19 protein-coding genes are annotated in these 21,827 nt (G+C 30.0%); 5 read left to right on the top strand and 14 right to left on the bottom strand.

Annotation, left to right across the window (positions count from 1 at the left end):
* The 3 genes from prfB to OC535_RS12730 all read right to left on the bottom strand — a co-directional run bounded on the left by prfB (position 1) and on the right by OC535_RS12730 (position 4,179).
* The gene (gene prfB, locus OC535_RS12740; protein WP_024722526.1) at positions 1–1,104 is read right to left on the bottom strand and encodes a peptide chain release factor 2; all 1,104 of its coding nucleotides are present in this window, start codon (positions 1,102–1,104) and stop codon (positions 1–3) included.
* On the bottom strand, positions 1,104–3,737 hold the full coding sequence (secA, locus tag OC535_RS12735; RefSeq protein ID WP_227052306.1) for a preprotein translocase subunit SecA: 2,634 nt from the start codon (positions 3,735–3,737) through the stop codon (positions 1,104–1,106). The genes prfB and secA overlap by 1 nt, the downstream gene beginning before the upstream one ends.
* A 244-nt stretch (positions 3,738–3,981) precedes the next feature.
* Positions 3,982–4,179: a cold-shock protein gene (locus OC535_RS12730; protein WP_004608921.1), complete on the bottom strand. Its 198-nt coding sequence runs from the start codon at positions 4,177–4,179 to the stop codon at positions 3,982–3,984.
* 268 nt (positions 4,180–4,447) lie between these two features.
* Here OC535_RS12730 and OC535_RS12725 point away from each other — a divergent pair, with 268 nt between their 5' ends.
* Both OC535_RS12725 and OC535_RS12720 read left to right on the top strand, forming a co-directional pair.
* Positions 4,448–5,554, top strand: coding sequence for a helicase-related protein (locus OC535_RS12725; protein WP_227052304.1), 1,107 nt, complete (start codon positions 4,448–4,450; stop codon positions 5,552–5,554).
* The gene (locus OC535_RS12720) at positions 5,551–6,150 is read left to right on the top strand and encodes a ComF family protein (protein WP_227052302.1); all 600 of its coding nucleotides are present in this window, start codon (positions 5,551–5,553) and stop codon (positions 6,148–6,150) included. Before OC535_RS12725 ends, OC535_RS12720 begins: the two co-directional genes overlap by 4 nt.
* Positions 6,151–6,228: 78 nt before the next feature.
* Here the strand turns inward: OC535_RS12720 and OC535_RS12715 are convergent, their stop codons facing one another.
* A complete protein-coding gene (locus OC535_RS12715; RefSeq protein WP_024722529.1) occupies positions 6,229–6,687 on the bottom strand; it encodes a MarR family winged helix-turn-helix transcriptional regulator in 459 nt (152 codons plus the stop codon).
* A 124-nt stretch (positions 6,688–6,811) separates the two neighbouring features.
* Here OC535_RS12715 and OC535_RS12710 point away from each other — a divergent pair, with 124 nt between their 5' ends.
* Entirely contained in the window at positions 6,812–8,377 is a 1,566-nt protein-coding gene (locus tag OC535_RS12710; protein WP_227052300.1) for a ClC family H(+)/Cl(-) exchange transporter, read from the top strand.
* 100 nt (positions 8,378–8,477) lie between these two features.
* Here OC535_RS12710 and OC535_RS12705 read toward each other — a convergent pair whose 3' ends face one another.
* Both OC535_RS12705 and OC535_RS12700 read right to left on the bottom strand, forming a co-directional pair.
* The gene (locus OC535_RS12705; protein WP_227052298.1) at positions 8,478–8,927 is read right to left on the bottom strand and encodes an S-ribosylhomocysteine lyase; all 450 of its coding nucleotides are present in this window, start codon (positions 8,925–8,927) and stop codon (positions 8,478–8,480) included.
* Positions 8,915–9,796: a DegV family protein gene (locus OC535_RS12700; protein WP_227052297.1), complete on the bottom strand. Its 882-nt coding sequence runs from the start codon at positions 9,794–9,796 to the stop codon at positions 8,915–8,917. Before OC535_RS12700 ends, OC535_RS12705 begins: the two co-directional genes overlap by 13 nt.
* A 98-nt stretch (positions 9,797–9,894) precedes the next feature.
* On the opposite strand from OC535_RS12700, the gene OC535_RS12695 reads away from it, so the two are divergent.
* Positions 9,895–10,494, top strand: a complete 600-nt coding sequence (locus OC535_RS12695; protein WP_227052294.1) for a YigZ family protein — start codon at positions 9,895–9,897, stop codon at positions 10,492–10,494.
* A 55-nt stretch (positions 10,495–10,549) separates the two neighbouring features.
* Positions 10,550–11,008: a dUTP diphosphatase gene (locus OC535_RS12690; protein WP_227052292.1), complete on the top strand. Its 459-nt coding sequence runs from the start codon at positions 10,550–10,552 to the stop codon at positions 11,006–11,008.
* A gap of 13 nt (positions 11,009–11,021) precedes the next feature.
* Here the strand turns inward: OC535_RS12690 and OC535_RS12685 are convergent, their stop codons facing one another.
* The 8 genes from OC535_RS12685 to OC535_RS12650 form a co-directional block, all read right to left on the bottom strand.
* Positions 11,022–11,390 (bottom strand): metal-dependent transcriptional regulator, encoded by a 369-nt coding sequence (locus tag OC535_RS12685; RefSeq protein WP_227052290.1) that lies wholly within the window; start codon positions 11,388–11,390, stop codon positions 11,022–11,024.
* Complete coding sequence (locus OC535_RS12680; protein ID WP_498823991.1) at positions 11,391–11,996, bottom strand: class I SAM-dependent methyltransferase; 606 nt, start codon at positions 11,994–11,996, stop codon at positions 11,391–11,393.
* Positions 11,997–12,059: 63 nt separating this feature from the next.
* Positions 12,060–12,620, bottom strand: a complete 561-nt coding sequence (locus OC535_RS12675) for a TetR/AcrR family transcriptional regulator (protein WP_227052288.1) — start codon at positions 12,618–12,620, stop codon at positions 12,060–12,062.
* A 105-nt stretch (positions 12,621–12,725) separates the two neighbouring features.
* Complete coding sequence (gene mfd, locus OC535_RS12670; RefSeq protein ID WP_498823990.1) at positions 12,726–16,157, bottom strand: transcription-repair coupling factor; 3,432 nt, start codon at positions 16,155–16,157, stop codon at positions 12,726–12,728.
* 8 nt (positions 16,158–16,165) lie between these two features.
* Entirely contained in the window at positions 16,166–16,720 is a 555-nt protein-coding gene (gene pth, locus OC535_RS12665; protein WP_227052286.1) for an aminoacyl-tRNA hydrolase, read from the bottom strand.
* 11 nt (positions 16,721–16,731) lie between these two features.
* Positions 16,732–18,816: a type I pullulanase gene (gene pulA, locus OC535_RS12660; RefSeq protein ID WP_227052285.1), complete on the bottom strand. Its 2,085-nt coding sequence runs from the start codon at positions 18,814–18,816 to the stop codon at positions 16,732–16,734.
* A 164-nt stretch (positions 18,817–18,980) separates the two neighbouring features.
* On the bottom strand, positions 18,981–20,405 hold the full coding sequence (locus OC535_RS12655) for a tetratricopeptide repeat protein (protein ID WP_498823989.1): 1,425 nt from the start codon (positions 20,403–20,405) through the stop codon (positions 18,981–18,983).
* Positions 20,398–21,711, bottom strand: coding sequence for a hypothetical protein (locus tag OC535_RS12650; protein WP_498823988.1), 1,314 nt, complete (start codon positions 21,709–21,711; stop codon positions 20,398–20,400). Before OC535_RS12650 ends, OC535_RS12655 begins: the two co-directional genes overlap by 8 nt.
* Positions 21,712–21,827: the final 116 nt, after the last annotated feature.

The raw sequence follows: 21,827 nt of genomic DNA, 5'->3' as shown, positions 1-21,827 counted from the left end.
TTATCCTCCTATAGTACTCTTTAAATAGGCATAAATAAATCCATCAAGATCACCATCTAAAACTACCTTAGGATTATTTGATTCATAATTACTGCGATTATCTTTCACTAAAGAATAAGGATGTAAAATATAAGAACGTATTTGTGAGCCCCAGGCTATCTCCTTTTGTTCTCCTTTTATCTCTTGTAATTCACTAGCTTGTTTTTCTAACATCAATTGATAAAGTTTGCTTTTAAGCATGATCATAGCCTGTTCACGATTTTGCAGCTGACTGCGCTGACTTTGACAAGTAACGATCGTATTTGTAGGAAGATGAGTAATTCTAACTGCTGAATCCGTCTTATTTATATGCTGTCCTCCAGCACCGCTTGCACGGTAAGTATCTATTTTTAAATCTTCATTTCTTATATTAATTTCAATCTCATTATTAAATTCAGGAATAACATCAACTGATGCAAATGATGTATGGCGACGTTTGGCAGAGTCAAAAGGAGATAAACGTACTAAACGATGCACACCCTTTTCAGCCTTTAAGTGTCCATAAACATTATTCCCTTTTATTAACATTGTAACCGATTTAATTCCGGCTACGTCACCATCAAGATAGTCAAGCACTTCGACCTTCCAATCTTTTGTTTGAGCATAACGCTGATACATTCTAAACAACATTTCTGCCCAATCTTGACTCTCTGTTCCTCCAGCACCAGGGTGAATTTCGACAATTGCATTTAAATTATCATGTTCTCCAGATAATAACAGCATTTTTTCAAATTCGTCTAAATCTTTTTCAAATAACAAATAATCACTTTCAAGAATTTCTTTAAATTCTAAATCTTCAGTACTCTTTACTAATTCATAAGTTTCATCAAGATTTTTTAACATTGCATTTAATGTGTCATATTGATCAACAATTTTTTTCATTTGATTTAACTTATCATACGTAATCTTAGCTTTATTAGCATCATCCCAGAATCCCTCTTGTTCGGTAATAACTGTAAGTCCTTCTATTTCTCTACGGTAGCTTTCAATATTAATTGAATGATAAAATTCATCTATTAATAAATGGGCTTTAGAAAGCCCATTTTTAATTTCATATAATTCCATTATTTAAAAGTAAGTTCCATTTTTAAATGTGGAATAGCTTGTTCTACTTCGCTACCAGGACGAACACCCATATGAACAATATTACGAGAAATAGTGTCAGCAATGCTAGCAGTCATTTGTTCAAACATATAGAATGCTTCTTCTGTATATTCAGCTAATGGATCTTTTTGAGCATAAGCACGTAGATAAATACCATTACGTAATTTTGTCATTGCATCAATATGATTGATCCAAGTATAATCAATTACACCTAAAAGGATACTTCTTTCATAACGTAATCTTTTTTCAGGTTCTAATTCTTTATTGTAACGACTATTATATTGATTAAATACTAAATCAGTAAGAGTATCAATTAATTTTTGTGGTTCATGCACCAATGCTTCACAATTATTTGCCTGCACTTCTACTAATAACATATAGTTTTTAGCAACAAATTCTACAACACCTTCAACATCGATCACATCATGTTTACCATCGTTTTTAGTAAACTGTTTTACTGTCATTTCAATGGCCTGGTTAAACATTCCTTTAATAATATCATCCAGTTTTTCTTCTGACATAATATCATCACGTTCTTTATACATGATTTCACGTTGTTGACGCATTACATCATCATATTCCAAAATATGTTTACGAGAATCAAAGTTTTGTCCTTCAACCCGCTTTTGAGCTCCTTCAATTGCTTTAGTAACAACTTTATTTTCAATGGCTTGATCATCTTCTAAATATTCTGTAAATGATTTCAATCTTTCACCAGCAAAACGTTCCATTAAATCATCTTCAAAAGAAACATAGAAAACAGAATATCCAGGATCTCCTTGACGCCCAGAACGACCTCTTAACTGATTATCAATACGTCTAGATTCATGACGTTCAGAACCAATAACTGCTAAACCACCAATCTCAGCAACACCTTCGCCTAACTTAATGTCAGTACCACGTCCAGCCATGTTGGTTGCGATCGTAACTGCCCCACGTTGCCCAGCTCTTTCAATGATTTCAGCTTCTTTAGCATGATTTTTAGCATTCAAAACATTATGTCTAATTTTACGGCGATCTAACATTTTAGATAATACTTCTGATGTTTCTACAGATACCGTACCAATTAAGATCGGCTGACCATAAGAATTACGAGCAACAACTTCATCACATAAAGCTTTAAATTTATTAACTCTTGTCGAATAGATCTTATCATTACGGTCATCACGAATTACAGGTCTATTTGTTGGAATCTCAATTACTCGCATATTATAAATCAATCTAAATTCTTCTTCTTCAGTTTTAGCAGTACCTGTCATTCCTGATAACTTATTAAATAATCTAAAGAAATTTTGATAAGTAATAGTAGCTCGAGTTTCTGTTTCTTCTTTGATTGGTACCCCTTCTTTAGCTTCAATTGCTTGATGTAAACCATCAGAATAAGCACGTCCAGGCATAACACGACCAGTAAATTGATCGATGATCATAATTTTTGCATTTCTAATATCACGACTACCATCTTCTGTTGCAATCATATATTCAACATCACGAGTCATCGTATAATTGGCTTTTAAAGCCTGATTGATATGATGAACTAATGATGTATGCTGTGGATCATATAAATTTGCAATCTTAAATCCTCTTTCAGCTTTAGCAATACCGTCAGCCGTTAAAGCAACTGTTTTACTTTCAATATCGACTTCATAATCAACATCAGCTTTTAAAGATTTAACAAAACGGTCTGCCTGCATATATAAAGCCGCTGTATTTTTACGTCCTCCAGAAATAATCAACGGTGTTCTTGATTCGTCAATTAAAATAGAATCGACCTCATCGATCAAAGCATAATTTAATCCTTTAACTAATACTTTATCTTCTAATTTAGTCACCATATTATCTCTTAGATAATCAAATCCTAATTCAGCATTAGTTGTATAAGTAACATCACAGCCATGGGCTTCTTGTTTTTGGGCAGGTGTAAGCTCACGCTTATTTAAACCAACTGTAAGTCCTAAAAAGTTAAAAACTTGCCCATTATTTTCAGCATCACGACCAGCTAGATAATCATTTACAGTAACAACATGCACCCCATTACCTGTTAAAGCATTTAAATAAACAGGGAAAATTGATGTTAAGGTTTTACCTTCACCAGTTTTCATTTCGGCGATATCACCTTCATGTAAAGTAATTCCACCCATCAACTGAACCTTAAATGCTTTTAATCCTAATTTACGATATGCAGCTTCTCTTACTGTAGCAAAAGCATCAACAATAATATCATCCAAAGTTTTTCCATTAGCTAAAGCTTCTTTAAATTCATTTGTTTTATTTGCTAGTTCTTCATCTGACATAGCTTGATATTTTGATTCTAATGCTATGATTTCATCAGCTATCTTACTTAATTTTTTTAGTTGTTTATTTTCATCATCAAAGATTCCTTTAATACGTCCAACCAAGCTCTTTTTAGTTGAATGTGGTGTAGTACTAAATGGAATAACATCACCATTATAAATACCTTTAAAATCTTCAACTATAATATCTTCACCAGTCTGGTCTTGTAAATCAACAATATTATTTACTGCTTCAGGATTAAGACCTTCCTTTTCATTTTTCTTTTTTATTTCTTTTCTAATTTCTTCTTTTCTACTTGCCATGAAATACGCTCCTCTTTTATAGCTTTAGTCTACAGTATTATAACATTTTATAGCTATATTTAAAAGCATAAATTATTTGAGTTTCACTTTCATTTTCACTTTTTTTAATCATTCTAAAAATATTGCTTAAATATGACCTTTTTATGCTTGTAGTTACTAATTCAATCAATCATATTTTCATTCAAAATCAGCTTTTAAATAAATAATCGATCATAACTAAAAAAACAGAGGAATTTCTCTGTTTCTAGATTTTAACAACATGTTTAGCCTGCATTCCACGTTCACTTTGATAAAGATCAAATTCAACTAATTCACCTTCATTTAAAGTCTTATATCCATCTTGTTCAATTTGACTATAATGAACAAAAACATCTTTGCCTTCACCACGATCAATGAATCCAAAACCTTTTTCTGCGTTAAACCATTTTACTTTTCCTTGCATTTAATTCACCCCTTTAACAATGGTCAATGCTAGTATATTATATCTTTTTTTAAATATAAATTTTTTTCACTCGACAAATTTTGCCTTCTTAAAATTCATGTCAAAATTTATCAAAGCTTTTGTAATAATTTGTAAATCCCTTGATTATCAAGACTTTTTTTAGCGTTTTTTAAATAAACAAAGTTGAGATTTTAATAAGAAAAATATATCACCAATTTGAGACAAAAATAGAGCTAATATGAGTTACAATATAGATGGGTGATAAAAGATGATCTGTCCACGATGCAAGAATCAAGATCCACGATATTTTTATACTTTTAATAACATAACTTATTGTCGTAAATGTATTAAGATCGGCTTAACTAATGATACTGTTCAAGATATTAAAACAAAGCCTAGTTTACCAGTCGATTTTCAATTAAATTACCAATTAACATCTCTCCAACAAGAATTATCAAATAAATTATTACTCCGTTATCAAAACCATTTAAATACTAATCTTAAAGCTGTATGTGGGGCTGGTAAAACGGAAATAACTTATGAAGTAATCAAATATGCATTAAATCTGGGGCATAATGTCTGTTTTACAACGCCTAGAAAAGAATTGGTTATTGAATTGACAAAACGATTTCAAAGTCAATTTTTAAATATCTCAATAACTTCTGTTTATGGTGGCAATACAGCAGTAACTAATGGTTCTTTTATCATTTGTACGACCCATCAGCTTTATCGATACCCTCATTATTTTGACTTGTTGATCTTAGATGAATTAGATGCTTTTCCATACGCTAATAATGAGGTTTTACATAACATCCTTAAAAACAGCATTAGAGGAAATTACATTTATATGTCCGCTACTTTAACAAACGATCCCAACTTATTAATGACTAAACGCTATCATGGTCATCCTTTAGATATTCCAAAATGCTATATAACAGGTCCTTTACTAATGTATTTTATCGCTATCAAAAAAGCTTTATTATACAAAAAAGAAAAGAAACCAGTCCTAATTTTTGTTCCTACGATAAAGCTGACTACTGCTGTCCATAAATATTTTAATTTATTTGGTATTAAGAATCATCCCATTAGTTCTAAAAGTAAAAATATTCATTATTTTTTAAAAAAACTAAAAACAGGTGAACTTGATGCCCTTATTACGACAACAATTTTAGAAAGAGGCATAACAATCAGCAATGCCCAGGTAATTATACTGTATGGCAATAACCCTATATACGGATCTTCAACCCTGATTCAAATTTGTGGACGAGTAGGACGAAATGTTAATTACCCTACAGGTTCAATTAGCATTTTTACCCCCTATAAGACTAAAGCTATTAAACAATGCATCAAAACCCTCAAAAAAGACAATGCTTGATCTGTTTTGAAGATTTAAATAAACAGCCTAGTCTATTTCATCTTTTTTATCAACCAACATTATGTTTAAAGTGTCTTAACAAGTTTGTTATTTATAATCAACACCATTTTTATCAAAATTATCCAATAACTATTTTATACTACTATAATGACTTCTTTAAAAAAACTTTATTTCAGTATAAGGGACAAGGGGATCATGCTTTAAAAGATGCCTTTTTTAACTCTTTTCCAGAGTTAAAGTATAAATACCGTAAGCATATGATCGTAGTTGTCCCTAGCAGTAAACAGGATAATTTAAAAAGAGGCTTTAGTCCAAATGAAATGCTCGTAAAAAATTTTAGTAATAATATTTTTACAGGTTTGTTTAAAACTACCGCTTACAAACAAACCCAGCAAACTGATCGTTCTCTTGTAAATAAGATTATTAAAATCGAAAATGGTGAAAGATTATGCAATCAAGATGTCGTAATTTTTGATGACGTAATTACCTCTGGTAATACTATCATGACTTGTGCAAAAATTATTGAATCTTACCAGCCTAAATCAATAACATTACTAGTTATGGCAAGTAACCAGCTAAATGAATTATTTAAATAAATACTTCACACATAAACCTCTAATTTGTTGATTCATTAGCTAAAAACTAATCCAGGGCGTTATAGACGCCCTGGATTGTTATTCTTTTTGTTCTAATGCTTTTTTGTAGTTATCTAAATCCACTTTGATTTTTTTCAATGTATCAAAAACCCAATCAACACGATCATCAGGAATAGCAGCTTTATACAAATCTGCTAATTCACGATGAAACTGTTCATGAATTTTAAGAGCCTCATGCCCTTTTTCCGTTAATTTCAAATAAAAAACACGTTGATCTTTTTTAGACCGTTCTTTGATCAAAAATCCTTTTTCAATGATCTTTTTTACTGCTGTCGTTAGAGTTCCCATTGTAACATTTAATATTTTTGCAACATTAGTCATCGAAGGAAATTCAGCTTTATCAACTGCATCAATCACGTGTGTCTCACTCATTGATAATTCTTTAAACTTACTCTTTCTAAGATATAATTCTTGAATTGCCATAGCTTCATTAAAAACATCTACAACTGTTTCTATTGCATCCGATCGTTTATCCATTGTCATCACCTCCTTAATTGTACAATATTTTGTTGATAAATAAAACAAAATTTATTTTTATCTGAAAACAACTATGATTTTTTTTATCCATAGTTTATAATATCAATCGAAGTGAGGGGCGGATATGAGAAAAAATATTATTAATATTTTAAATGTAAAACAATTTAAATTAATTCTACTATTAGAAGGGGTGTTAGTAGGAATATTAGGGGGATTAGTAATTGTAGGATATCGAATTTGTCTTAGTAATGGAGCAAATTGGTTAGAGCAGATCTTGATATACTGCAAACAATCTGTTTTTACGATCATCCTTTGGTTTGTTATTTTAATAATTATTGCCTATATTGTTTCAAAACTGCTAAATACGGAACCTTTGATTTCTGGTAGCGGTATACCACAATTAGAGGGTGAATTGGCTGGTAAGATCGATGCTAAATGGTGGCGGGTCTTAATAAATAAATTTTTAGGGGGCTTTTTAACTAACTTTTGTGGTTTGGCATTAGGACGCGAAGGTCCTTCGATACAGCTTGGTGCCATGGTTGGAAAAGGAATTGGAAAAATACTAAAACGCGGCAAAACCGAAGAACGCTATTTACTTACATGTGGTGCAAGTGCGGGGTTAGCTGCTGCTTTTCATGCTCCACTAGCTGGAGTAATGTTTGCTTTAGAAGAAGTTCATAAACATTTTTCAGCTCCTTTATTAATCTCTGTTATGGCTTCTTCAATTGCTGCCGATTATACAATGAGCAATATATTAGGAATGGATCCTGTTTTTTCTTTTAAAGTAGCTAAAGCGCTTCCAACTAATTATTATTGGATGGTTTTAGTTTTAGGAGTGATTTTAGGTTTAGCTGGGGCTTTTTATAATAAAGCTTTATTGTATGTTCAAAGCCTTTATAATCGATTTGAAAATTTAAATACATTCAAAAAATTATTGATACCTTTTATAATTTCTGGAATTTTAGGATTTATAGTACCACAAATCTTAGGAAGCGGTGATGTTCTAGTTGATCTCCTTACCGAAGGTAAATTGACAGCTTTAATGATTCTTTGTCTTCTTGCTGGCAAGTTTATATTTGCCATAACCTGTTTTGGTTCTGGAGCACCAGGTGGAATATTCTTTCCCCTACTTGTCATCGGTTGTTTGATTGGTGGATTATTTGGACATGGGGCAGTGAAATATTTAAATTTAGATGCAGTTTATATCAATAATTTTATCTTATTAGCTATGGCAGGATATTTTACAGCTATAGTTAGAGCGCCGGTAACAGGAATTATCTTAATTTTTGAAATGACTGGCTCATTAAATCACCTACTTTCAATTACAACAGTAACTATTGTTTCATATATTGTTGCTGATTTAATGAAATCAAAACCAATTTATGAAAGTTTATTAGAAAATTTACTAAAAAAACGTAACCTGCCTATTCCTAAAGGTGTTGGAGAAAAAGTACTATTAGATTTTATGATCAATGTTGATTCACAGTTAGATAATCATTTAATTAAGGATATTGATTGGCCTAATCACTGCTTGATTGTTTCATTACGTCGTGATGGACAAGAATTTATCCCCCATGGTGATACATATTTAAAAGCTAGTGACAATATTATTATTATGTGTGATAAAATTGATGAAAGTTATGTTTATGATATCGTTTCATCGCTTACAAGTGAAAAAATAAGTAATTAATATTAAAAAAGGGGATTTGATATACCAGATACTGGTTTCAAATCCCATTTTTATCTAATTTTATAAATTATTACATAAAATTTTCTAATTTCAATTATACTTATTTTAAATAATGATATTGATGCTGCCATGGACTATTGATAAAATATTGAGCTGCTTCTTTAGCTTTATTTAAATCCATAAAACTATAATTACCACATTCTTCTATCTTAGCACCAGGTATTTCCTGATCCCATAAAGCAATTTTACTAAATACTTCTTTAACAAGCTCAATAACTTGATTCAAATCAAGCTCTTTAACTATTAAATAAAATCCGGTTAGACATCCCATTGGTCCAAAATAAATAATTTTATCTTTAAACTTACCATTACGAAGCAATGTTGCTCCAATATGTTCAATCGTGTGTGCAGCTTTAGGATCGAGAGCGGGTTCAAGATTAGGAGTTGTCATCCTAATATCAAAAGTTATTAAATTATCATCAATTCTTGAAATATATATTCCTTTTGTCAACTTTGTATGATCAACACTAAAACTTGTTATTCGTTCCACGATAAGCCTCCATATTTCTTTATAAATTGATATCCAACACCACCAACACCCATATGTGCACCAACTACTGCTGGCAGTTCTCTAACTATAACTTGACATTTACCAATTCGCTCAATTAAAATCTGCTTCATCGACTGTGCTAATTCATCAACTAAAACATGTTCAATAGCGATAATATAATCCTGATTATTTATTCCACATACATCAACCATATAATCAATGATTTTTAAATTTGCTTTTTTGACCGTTCTAACTTTATCTAAAGTATCGATTTTACCACCTAAATCATAATTTAATTTCATAACAGGTACAATTTTTAATAAATTACCAAGCATTGCTACTGCTGGCGTAATTCGACCACCTTTTTTCAAGTGATCTAAATTTGGAGCCATGATCAAAGTTCCTGACTCTTCTACCATGCTTGTTAAAATGCTTTCAATTTCACTAATATCTTTGCCCTCATCAATCAATGTTTTAGCTACTCTAATTAAATAACGATGATTACTAGCAGTACCTTTAGTATCAATTAAAGTAACCGGCATTCCTACCATATCACAAGCTAATTTCATTCCATTTAAGGTTGAAGATAATCCTGTTGCAATTGAAAGAGCGATAATATGTTCATATCCAGCTGCTTTAATTTTGTGAACCGCTGCCTGAATCGATCCTGTCGATGGTTGTGATGTCTTTACTATTTCACCTGTTTCATTCATTCTTTCAAAAACTTCTAAAGCAGTTATTTCTTCAAAATCTAAATATGTTTTATTATTCATAGTTATTGTTAAGGGAACAATATAAATACCCTGATCTTCTAATGTTCCAATTGGCAATTGACATCCACTGTCGGCTAAAACTGCTATCTTATTCATGGTTATTCTTTCCTCCTATAGTTATGTAACTAATATATCAAATTTATGACCATATTTCTAGTAATATATGTTATGATAATAAAGAAATGAGGGATTTGATGAAATCAGTACGTGAAATTACAACTTATCGCTGGACAATTAAAAAATCAGAATTTATTTGTACTCTAATTCCATGCAATGATGAAGAAGAAATAGAAAAAATAATTCGTAAATATCGAGAAAAGTACCATGATGCTACCCATAATTGTATTGCTTATATTGTTAATAATCAAAAAAGAGCCAATGATGATAATGAACCTAGTGGAACAGCTGGATTACCGATGCTTGATGTTCTAGAAAAAAATGATCTAACAAACATTATTGCTATTGTGACAAGATATTTTGGCGGAATTAAATTAGGAGCTGGCGGATTGACCAGAGCCTATCGTCAAAGTGTTGCCGATGCTTTAAAAGAGGCTGACATTGTTGAAAAATTTAGTGTACCTTTATACAAAATAACGATTGATTATTCTTTTACTAAGAAATTTGAACACCTGCTTAAAGTTCATAAAATCAAATGTATTAATGTAGAATATCTTGAACGTGTTAGCTATAGCTGTTATCTTGAAGATGAAGCATTTTTTTCAATTATTCAGGATTTAACTAATAATACTTATAAAAAAGAATATCTTAGAAATGATTATATAGAATTATCTTAATTCATGAAAATGTCATAAATATGAGTATAATAATTATTAAGAGGTGATTATTAAGATGAACGAAATCAACAAAATTTATCAAAAACATGTATCTAATGAACTAAAATTAGTCACTGATCCTAACCATGCTATTTTAAATAAAGATAAAGTTAAAACCAAAACATTAGCTTTTCTTTGTGAACTAGGAAAAGTGGGAGAAGAAGCTAAAGTATTTAGTTTTTGGGATAGCTCTTCTACAGATAGTAAGGAACTTATGGATTGTTATATTGATGGTTTACACATGTTAATGTCGATTGGTTTTGAATTACATGTTGATAATCTAAAAAATTATCAAGAAATCAGTGATTCAAAAGATATTACTGATCAATTGATCAAAGTTTATCAAAGCGCTTTAAAAGTAATCGATACATACACTTTTGAAGCATTTCAAAATTGCATTGATGATTATTTTACATTAGGATTTAAAATTGGTTTAGATTTTGATACGATTTTACAAAATTACAGCAATAACTAATAATACGATACTATCAATATGATAGTATCGTATTATTTTTTTCAATTAACATTTTAATAAATTTTTCATCAAAATTATCAGCAATTTTTGTCGCATATTCGCTTGCTTCAAATGCTAAAAAGCCCTGATTCATAAGCCATCCATAAACTTTTTGATGTACTTGTAAACTTTCCTTAGCTATTTTCATTCCTTTAACAGTTAAAAAAATAAAACTATCTTCTATAACAATCAAATCTTCCTTGATTAAATGTTTTACCATAATTGAAATACTTGAACGAGCATAACCAAGACTTAGAGCCAAATCAATCTGTCTTATTTTCTTTTTTTGTAAAGACAATTGATAAATTGTTCTTAAATATTTTTTCTCTGTAACTAAACTCATTTACTTTACTCCTTTAACTAAATAAGCACTATTTGATAACTTAGTCCACTCAATTTTATGAAATAATTCACTCATCAAAGATACTATTTCTTTCTTTGAATAAATTCTCACATCACCTTCATGACTATATCTAATCAAAAAATTCATGATTTGTTGAACAATGACCGGCTGATAAATATCACCAAGAATAAATACCCCTCCATACTTTAATACTCGCCATACTTCTTCAAGCACCTTTTTAGGATCAGGATAATGATGAAATGAATCATTACAATAAACAATATCAAAACTTTGGTTGGCAAAAGGCAATTCTTCACTATCTCCAATAACCAGGATACCCTTATTTTTAATTCGCTTTTTTGCTACCTCGATCATTTTACTAGAAATATCTAAACCAGTAACACAACATGACTCATCTAAATTAATAACCTGTTCCATTAATAAGCCCGTTCCACACCCTAGATCCAGAATAGTTTTACCATGACAATGGGTGATTTCATTCAAGATATACGGATATAATTTTTTGGCATGTTTACTAAAAGATGTTGTATCATATTTTTCAGCTTGTAAATCAAAAGCTTGGCGACTTTGTTCTTTTTTATTCATATTCCCTCCAATAATGAACAATGTTCATTTTCATACTATTTTATAATCCCTGATCAACAGGGATTATAGATCCATTAATTTATTAACATATTCTCTTAAAATCTTAGCGATTTGATGATGATCAGTATCATGTTTAGAAAGCAAACCAATTTGCCCATAAGTAATGAAACTTACTAAAATATCAGGATTTTTTATAGCTAGATTTCCTTCATCGATAGCCTTTTCAATTTCTTTTAATAAATGTGGATACATATATTTACACAACCTAATCGATAACCGCTCATGAAGATCAGCGTTTTCGATACGATGAAAAAAATCGTGGTATTGCATTTTAGGATGATCGCTACCAATCATTGTAAATAAAAGATCCATTTTTTCAATGATTTCAATATTAGGATCATGTAATATTTTTAAATAATTATTACAACAATCCTCGATATAATAATCTACTGCTTCATTAAATAGAACTTGTTTAGAATCAAAGTAACGATAACATAAGCCTAATGATACTTTCAAACTTTTGGCAATATCACGCATTGATGTTTGCTCATAACCTTTTTCACTAAATAACTGCATTGCTGCAACAATAATTTCTTTTTTTCGTTTATCAGCTTTATTTTCCATTACATCATCTCTTTTCATTTTTATTATAGCTCAACAAAACCAAAGATTCAATGAACAATGTTCATTTTTTGTTAGTTTGATTAACAAAAAAGAGGCCTCAGCCTCTTAGTGATTTAACGTTGTAATCAACTGATTCATTCTTTCTAACCATTGATCACCTTTAGGTAAAATAATGATGATTTTATTATCCAGCTGCTTAAACATCGGTCTTGTAAACAATCGATTTACTATTTCAAACAACTGGTCTCCTTTTACATTTTTGCTATAGTCCTTACTAAACGTTATCTCCATTTTACCTTTCTTTTCTTCTAAATTATCAATAATCTTAGTAGCCGCTAAAATATCTAATTTTCTTTTTTCAATCAAAGTAGCTACTTCATTTGGCAATTTTCCATAATAATCAACAAACTCACTTTTTAAATGATCGATCCCATTTATTGTTTTAGTGTTATCTAGACGCTGATATAATTCTAATTTTTCAATATCACTAGAAACATAATCATGAGGAATATAACCTTCAACATTAACATTAACACTTTTAACCTCAGATTCCAATGATTCTTCTTTGCCCATTTTTTCATTAATAGCATCTTGTAAAATTTTCATATACATTTCAAAACCAATAGAATCAATAAAACCTGACTGTGTTCCCCCTAAAATATCTCCAGAGCCACGAATCGCAAGATCGCGCATCGCTATTTTATAACCGCTGCCTAATTCTGTAAATTCTTTAATTGCTTTCAAGCGTTTACTTGCTTCTTCATTCAAAATACGTGAAGGATTATATAATAAATATGCATAAGCCCCGCGATTACTACGTCCGACACGACCTTTTATTTGATATAGCTGACTTAATCCAAATTTATCAGCATCCTCAACAATTATTGTATTAGCATTAGGAATATCAATTCCCGTTTCAATTATCGTTGTACAAACAAGAACATTAAATTCTTTATTAACAAAACGCAGCATTACATCTTCCAATTCATTTTTATCCATCTGCCCATGACCAATCGCCACATTAGCACCAGGCACCATCAAGCTAATATTATAAGCCACATTAGCAATTTGATTGGTTCGATTATACAAATAAAAAACCTGGCCATCACGGGCTAATTCACGTTCAATGATCTGTTTTATTAAAACATTATTTTTTTCGATTACATATGTTTGTACTGGCTGACGATTTTTGGGTGGAGTTTCAATTTGAGATAACCCTCTAATTCCCATCAACGACATTTGTAATGTTCTAGGAATCGGAGTTGCCGTGAGCGTTAAGACATCGATCGTCTTTCGGTATTCTTTGATTTTTTCTTTTTGTTTAACCCCAAAACGCTGTTCTTCATCAATACACAAAAGACCAATATCTTTAAAAATAACATCTTTAGATAAAATACGATGAGTCCCAACTAATAAATCAATATTTCCTAATTTAAGGTCTTTAAGAATTTGATTTTTTTGTTTTGTTGAAGTAAAACGATTTAATAAAGCAATTCTAACCGGGAAATTTTCAAATCTAGCTATCATTGTCTTATAATGCTGCATTGATAAAATTGTTGTCGGACACAAAAAAGCCACCTGCTTATTACCTAAAATAGCTTTAAATGCTGCACGTAAAGCTACTTCCGTTTTTCCAAAACCAACATCACCACATAACAATCGATCCATTGGTTGCGGTTTTTCCATATCGGCTTTGATCTCCTCAACCGAACGTACTTGATCTGCCGTTAGTTCATAGCCAAAAGCTTTTTCAAATTCTATTTGCAATTCATTATCGGCTGGAAAAGCATAGCCCGGCTGATTAATTCTTGCAGCATAAATTTCAATTAATTTATCTGCAATATCATCAACTTTATTTCTAGCTTTAGCTTTGGTTTTTTGCCACTGTGAGCTGCCTAATTTATTGATTTTAGGTACTTTTCCTTCACCACTAGAATATTTACGAATTAATTTAAACTGTTCAACGGGAATATATAATGTGTCCTCGCCAGCATAAGCTACATATAAATAATCTTTATGAAAGCCTTGTACTTCTAAAGTCTTGATACCAAGATATTGTCCGATCCCATAATTATCATGAACAACATAATCACCGACATTTAATTCTTGATAATCTTTTAAAACCTTAGCATTTTTGTATTTAAAATATTTTGGCTTTTTGATATTTCTTGTCTTAAATAGTTCATTAGCACTAATAATGACAATATTTTCATCAATCAACTCAATTCCAAAACCAATCTTATTTATCGTGATATTTAATCCTGGATATAATTCATCTTTAGATCCTACTAATGTATACAATAATTCATAACGATCAAACAAATCACTCATTAATCTTAATTGATGTTCATCATCTAAAGCGATTACTACTTTTGATAACTTTAAATAACTTCTAATTTGATTAATAATTAATTTTTCATCCTGATTATCGATCATGATTGGTCTAGCATTAAATAATATATCTTTTTCATGAGTTGCAAAAGATTTAAAATCAACTGTGACATCATCAATCACTTCATAAAGATCTCGAGATAAGTTTAATCCCTGTACGCTTTTACCAATAGCTGCTAACTCTTGATAATAATAATGATTTTCTTCAAGATAATTCTTATAAGCAAAATTAATATCCTGACTGTTAGCAAGAATGATCAATGGATCTTGTAAATAGTCTTTAATACTAGCGGTTTGTTTAAATAAGCTAAAATAATTATACATTGAAAAACTAGTATCATGATTTCGAAGATTCTCTTGATCAATAGAAATCTTATTTAAATAGTCATCTAAATATACTTCATCTAATGTTTCAACCTGTTTATCTCTTAAATCATTAATTTTACTAATAACTGCTGGTACTTCCTGGTCATCATACAAAACATCACTGGCGGGAATAATTGTTATTTCATTAACATTTTCAATCGTTCTTTGACTATTTTGATTATAAAAACGAATGTTATCAATTTCATCATCAAAAAATTCAATTCTTACTGGTGTCTCATATTGAATTGAAAATACATCGATTACTCCACCGCGTTTTGAAAAATAGAAAGGCTGATCGACCCTAATTGCACTTTGATAACCAGCTTTTAATAAATATTTCTGTAAATCATAAATATCTATTTGCATTCCAACTTTTAGATCCAAGCAATTTTCTTTGAATATTTGTTGATCAGGTAAATAGCGAACTATTGCCTGTACATGTGTTATTACTAATTTAGGTTTATCTGTGGTCAAACGATATAGCGTATCAAGTCTTTGTCCTAATAATTCCGGTGAAGCTGCTAAAGCTTCGATTCGATATGATTCATCAACGGGAAACAGCAAAACATCATTATCATTAATTGACATGATGCGCTGGTATAACATATTAGCTTCATATTGATTTGGCTTTATAACTACAATATCTTTTTTTAATGTTAAAAAGGCACTGGATATAAGTAGTGCCTCATCGTTAATATCGTTAACAACGATGTTTCCTTTACCATTCAATAAAGCCTTAAAAGCTGCATTTTGTCTTAAAATATCATCTAACTGTTTCATAACTTCCTCTAATTATAACGATTCATCACATAATCAAAATCATGATCAAGATAGTCGATAATAGCATTTGCAGCATTTTCAATTCCCTGTGATATTGCTTCATTTTCTTCTTTAGTAAAACGTGATAAAACATAATCAACTACTTTCATATATTTATGACGGTCAATTCCAACACGAATCCGTTTAAAATCCTGACTATTTAAATGAGCAATAATATTCTTTATCCCATTATGGCCACCAGCACTACCTGTTTTTCGTAATCTTAATTTTCCCACCGGCATATCTAAATCATCATATATAACTAATAAATCATCTTTTTCAATCTTAAAAAACTGCATTAGCGCATTGACAGATTCACCAGAAAGATTCATGTATGTTTGCGGTTTTAATAAGATCACATCTTCCCCACGATATTTAAATTTAGTGTATAAACCTTTAAATTTACTCAAATCAATATTTACATTCAATTTTTCTGCCAATTTATCAATAACCATAAATCCACAATTATGTCGAGTTCCCTCGTACTCTTTACCAGGGTTCCCTAATCCTACAATCAACTTCATTTATTTCTCCTTTACTTTGCTAAAATAACAATAGTTTTAGGCCCAATTTGATCATCTACAAGGTTACCATAGAGACATTGATAATCCTTTTCCTGATAATCAAAAGTAAAATTAGATGGATTAATATAAATCTTAAATTCTTTATATTCACCACTATCTTGTTTGAGAGTATATTTTAACATCTTATAATCAATATTTTCAACTAAAACATTTTTTTCTATTTTCTCTCTAGTATCATAGCGAAAACACTCATTATCTTTTCGCAATTTAATAATTTTTTTAATATCATCGATATCATCTTTATAAATATCTCTAAAATCCCAGTTTAAAGAATTGATCATATCTGGCGAATTATACGAGTTATAAATCCTATCTTTAGTACGATAAAACTCCTGACCAGCATGGATAAATGGAATTCCCTGAGATAATAATGTCATAATCGTTAAATTTTTTTGTCGATTTAAAATACCCTTTAACCCTTCTTCAACATTAGAAATATATAACTTGTCAAAAACTGTCGCATTATCATGACACTCTACATAATTAATTGATTGATCTGGTCTTGAATATCGATTTAATCCTGAAATTACGTTTTTAGCATGTTCTGTTTCATAAAGATTACCAGTAACAAATCCTTTATTTACCAAGACAAAATCACCACTACCACCTTTGATAGTTTCCCTAAATTCATCATTAAAAAAACTAATATTTAACAGTTTAGCATGATTATCCTGCATTGCTTTCTTTTCATCAGGTAAATTTGTCGGCATATTCCAGCCTTCACCATATATAATAAATGATTTATCATAATTTGAACATGTTTCATACACTTTATTAATGGTAGTAATATCGATTATCCCCATCAAATCAAAACGAAAACCATCGACACCATAAAACTGCTGCCAACGCTTTGACATATCAAGAATATATTTTCTAACCATATGTTCTCGACTATTTAAATCATTGCCACACCAGGAACCATTAGATAACGTTCCATCAGAATTTTTTCTAAAATAATATCCTGGTACCAATCTTTCAAAAGCACTAGCATTTACATCATACATATGATTATAAACAACATCCATGACGACTCTTATACCTCTAGAATGTAATTTGGAAATCATTTCTTTACATTCTACAACACGGCTATACCCATCATCTGGATCGCTACAATAACTTCCTTCAGGAACATTATACTGAGCTGGATCATAACCCCAATTATATAATAATTCAGGATTATTTTCATCAACCGTTGCAAAGTCATATATTGGCATTAATTGTAAATGCGTGATCCCTAATTCAACTAAATAATCTAATCCCGCACTATTACCATATTTTGTCTTTAAACCCTCTTCACAAATCCCCTTAAATTTCCCCTTATGAAGACTTAAACTATTTTCATACATCGTATAATCACGAACACTTGCTTCATAAATAATAGCATCCGTCTTTTTAACTAACGGTGTTAAACAATCACGCTTTATATCTATATTGATCTTATTTAAATCAATTATTATACTACTTCGTCCATTGGCAGATGAACTATATGCATACGGATCTAAAGCCTGACAAAAACTTTCATGATGTCTAACTAAATACACATACTGACAGTTATCAAAATCACCTGTAACCTTTGCATAAAAAATACCGTTATCTACTCTTTGCATTTCATAAGTATAAGTATTATCATACTTAGTAATTGAAACCTTCATTTGCAAAGCCGTTGGCGCCCATACTTTAAACGTCGTATATCCAGAACGATAATGACTTCCTAAATCATCACCATCATAATAATTTTGTTTCAAAAAATCGTGATCACTAATAAGTTTAGTATACTGTAAAGTTTCTGTTAATCCATATGCATCAACAACTTGATAAACATGACAAAAATCTATTTCAACATCATCGAAATAGTAATGAGTAAACTGACTTTCTACATACTTACCGGAAATCTTTATTTCCGTTAAATCATTATTAGTTAAATCACGTAAATAAAATCGTGGGCTATTTCCATCATAGTATTTTTTTAAAAGTAAAACTTCAATTTTTTTCAAAGCTACCATTTGTGCAATCATTCTAACAGCACTTTTTTCCATAATTTCACCCCATTTTCTATCTCATTATAGCTTATCTTTTTAACTAAGGCAATGCAATAAAAGTCAGTTATTTTTTATTTTTTTAATATTATTCCATTACTCAAATTAGATTATACATTTTTATCTTTAACAATAAAAAAACTGTTAGCCAAAATAACTAACAGTTAGTTTTTGAGATTAGCATTATTTTTTAAATTATTGATCAATAATTTAATATTATTATTTATTGCTATTGTATCAGGGTGTTCTTGACCGAGAATCTTTTGAGCTATTTTTAATGCTTTTTGATAATTTTCCAAAGCTTCTTGATTTTTTCCCTGTTTTGAATATATATATCCTAAATTATTATAACACATTGCAGTTATAGAATGTTCTTGACCGAGAATCTTTTGAGCTACTTTTAATGCTTTTAAATAATTTTTCAAAGCTTCTTGATATTTGCCCTGTTTTGAATATACACATCCTAAATTATTGTAATCTCTAGCAATTGTTGAATCTTCTTGCCCTGGAATTTTTTCGTCTATTTTCAGTGCTTTTTGATAATTTACTAGGGCTTCTTGATATTTTCCCTGTTTTGAATATATATATCCTAAATTATTATAGCCTGTTGCAATAGTAGAATGTTCTTGACCAAGAATCTTTTCACCCATTTTTAATGCTTTTTGGCAATTTTCTAATGCTTCTTGATATTTTCCTTGTTTTGAATATGTACATCCTAAATTATTATAAATTTTGGCAATTGTAAGATGCTCCTGTCCGAGAATTTTTGTAGCTATTTTTAATGCTTTTTGATAGTTTTCTAATGATTTATCATATTGTCCTAAATCATCATAAACATCACCAAGCGTATTATAAACATCACTTAAAAAAATCAAATCTTTTAAAGAATCTTTTAGTTCATCAATGATATTAAGAACTTTTTTTATAATTTTCATAATATCTAAATGATACACATTTGATAAATACGGATATATTTCATTCCAGCTATCTAAAAAATCTACTAAATATTTTAATGAAATGACTGATGATTTATAATTATCTATCCCAAAAGCTTTTATTTCATGATAAATCTCCAATAATCTTTCCCTAGCTACAACAATATCTCCTGTATATATATTAGAATTATTGTCCTGCTTATCGTCATTTTCGAACTTAAAATTTGCTTGATAGCCGAAAAAAGAATATAAATCCGGAGCATTTTGTGATAAATAAACCGCAAAATACGATGACATTCCAAATATAAAAATACAATCCAAATCTACTAATTCATCTCTTAAATGATTTAGTTCCTGGCAAAACTCAATTTCATGGCCTGTTTTAGCAACAGTCTGTAAATTATATAAAATAAATATTTTATCATCAGGAGCCTGCTCTTTCCAGTTCTTAAAAAAACTAATTTTAAAAACTTCATTATCCCAATTAATTAAACTAGCGTTTTTTGATGAAACAATATTTGAACCAAAATATTGTTTTATTTCATCTACGATTTTATCCTGTTCTTTTGCTTCAGCACGAAAAAGAAATAAACCGTGCTTTGTATCCTTTAAAGCAAGACAAAGCATTTCTAATTCTTCAATATTATTATTCATCTATTCTTCCTGTTTCTATTAACCATTCTTCAACCAAAGGATGCAGATCACACCATCTTGTTGCATTATATTCCATTACTGCACCTGTTTGTAATAATTTCTTTATTGATGGTTCACCGAGTCGAGATTTATTACCTTTATAAATAGTTTGTAATTCTGGAATATCTTCAGAAGTATAACGACCATTTATATCTGATTTTAATTCATTTAAAGCATATTGACCGTCATCCATCGAAATTTTATCAGCTTTTTTTACTCTTGCTCTTAGTGTTGCTTTACGAATACATCTAAATAAGTCTCTTATATTACCACCTGTTTTTTCAATCAACTTCTCAAGTACATTCGCTTCAAATAAATTTAAATCCATTCTTTTATCAACGATATCTTTCATCGCTTGAGGTCCTTCAGGAAAAGGTTCATATTTTTTCCCAGTCCACTTTTTTTGTTTGATCATTGGTAATTTACTTGGTGAAGGAAACCAGGCTTGAATATCGTTATATTCAGGGGAATAGCTTAAAGCAATTGGAAAACTTACAATAAAATGTATTGGTAAATCTGAAAACTTCATTCCATTTTCATAAAAAACTTTTTTAGCTGCTTCAAGTGACATTTTGTCAGTTCCATCTAATATAACTACAGGAATATTTTTTTCATTTGTAAGCTGTTTAGAAATACAATTTACAACATCAATAATCTGATTAACCAATTCACTGCTTCGTGGTTCTATTTTTTGCCTAATTATTTGTTTTGTTTCCTCAGAAGTTTTTAAAATTCCTTTGATTTTACTTAACAAACTTAACACGATTGCCTTAACTTCAATACCAGCTTCAGCTTCAACACTCAATTGTGAAGATTCTGTAACCGTCTCTTCAATTTCATAAATCGCATTCCAATAGCTGCTTATTCTTTTATAAATATTATCTGATATTTCAACATTTTTAGAAACTTTATTTAAAATTTTTTCAAGAATCAAAAATAAAATATCTGTATATACTGCATCTTTTATATCTATCTCTTTCTCACCTTCAATAAATGTTACTAAAAAGTCTTCCGTTTCTAACCTTTCTTCTAAGCGCCTCAATTCTGTAGATTTTCCAGATCCTGTATGACCGATAAACAATTTATGAATATAAGCGCTAGTACAGTCAGTTAATTCAATCAATATTTCATCAACAACATTTGAATACGCAACTCCATACCTTACCAAAGAAGTATCAACATAAAATTCATTCATATCTTTCCTAGTTTCTAATGGTTCTGGCATAAATGCATTTTGAACTTGTGATAAATTAAATGCTCTTTCCATTTTATCCCCTTCTTTCAATTAACATGTATCATAATTATAACATTTTATTAATTTAATTGTATCCTTTTTATCCTATTCTATAAAAAAGCTGTCAGCTAAAATCTTAGCCAACAGCT

It is taken from the genome of Clostridium sp. Marseille-Q5894, from assembly GCF_946902305.1.
Lineage (GTDB): Bacteria > Bacillota_I > Bacilli_A > Erysipelotrichales > Coprobacillaceae > Thomasclavelia.
The sequence above is the reverse complement of the archived record's forward strand: the minus strand, read 5'-3'. Positions and strand labels throughout refer to the sequence as shown.

What these genes read in the sequence shown, in the direction of transcription:
- OC535_RS12675 (WP_227052288.1), bottom strand. Translation starts at nt 12,620, where the DNA reads ATGGAAAATAAAGCTGATAAACGAAAAAAAGAAATTATTGTTGCAGCA.
- pth (WP_227052286.1), bottom strand. Translation starts at nt 16,720, where the DNA reads ATGAAGTTGATTGTAGGATTAGGGAACCCTGGTAAAGAGTACGAGGGA.
- pulA (WP_227052285.1), bottom strand. Translation starts at nt 18,816, where the DNA reads ATGGAAAAAAGTGCTGTTAGAATGATTGCACAAATGGTAGCTTTGAAA.
- prfB (WP_024722526.1), bottom strand. Translation starts at nt 1,104, where the DNA reads ATGGAATTATATGAAATTAAAAATGGGCTTTCTAAAGCCCATTTATTA.
- OC535_RS12690 (WP_227052292.1), top strand. Translation starts at nt 10,550, where the DNA reads ATGAACGAAATCAACAAAATTTATCAAAAACATGTATCTAATGAACTA.
- mfd (WP_498823990.1), bottom strand. Translation starts at nt 16,157, where the DNA reads ATGAAACAGTTAGATGATATTTTAAGACAAAATGCAGCTTTTAAGGCT.
- OC535_RS12725 (WP_227052304.1), top strand. Translation starts at nt 4,448, where the DNA reads ATGATCTGTCCACGATGCAAGAATCAAGATCCACGATATTTTTATACT.
- OC535_RS12715 (WP_024722529.1), bottom strand. Translation starts at nt 6,687, where the DNA reads ATGGATAAACGATCGGATGCAATAGAAACAGTTGTAGATGTTTTTAAT.
- OC535_RS12695 (WP_227052294.1), top strand. Translation starts at nt 9,895, where the DNA reads ATGAAATCAGTACGTGAAATTACAACTTATCGCTGGACAATTAAAAAA.
- OC535_RS12730 (WP_004608921.1), bottom strand. Translation starts at nt 4,179, where the DNA reads ATGCAAGGAAAAGTAAAATGGTTTAACGCAGAAAAAGGTTTTGGATTC.
- OC535_RS12680 (WP_498823991.1), bottom strand. Translation starts at nt 11,996, where the DNA reads ATGAATAAAAAAGAACAAAGTCGCCAAGCTTTTGATTTACAAGCTGAA.
- OC535_RS12710 (WP_227052300.1), top strand. Translation starts at nt 6,812, where the DNA reads ATGAGAAAAAATATTATTAATATTTTAAATGTAAAACAATTTAAATTA.
- OC535_RS12700 (WP_227052297.1), bottom strand. Translation starts at nt 9,796, where the DNA reads ATGAATAAGATAGCAGTTTTAGCCGACAGTGGATGTCAATTGCCAATT.
- secA (WP_227052306.1), bottom strand. Translation starts at nt 3,737, where the DNA reads ATGGCAAGTAGAAAAGAAGAAATTAGAAAAGAAATAAAAAAGAAAAAT.
- OC535_RS12685 (WP_227052290.1), bottom strand. Translation starts at nt 11,390, where the DNA reads ATGAGTTTAGTTACAGAGAAAAAATATTTAAGAACAATTTATCAATTG.
- OC535_RS12650 (WP_498823988.1), bottom strand. Translation starts at nt 21,711, where the DNA reads ATGGAAAGAGCATTTAATTTATCACAAGTTCAAAATGCATTTATGCCA.
- OC535_RS12655 (WP_498823989.1), bottom strand. Translation starts at nt 20,405, where the DNA reads ATGAATAATAATATTGAAGAATTAGAAATGCTTTGTCTTGCTTTAAAG.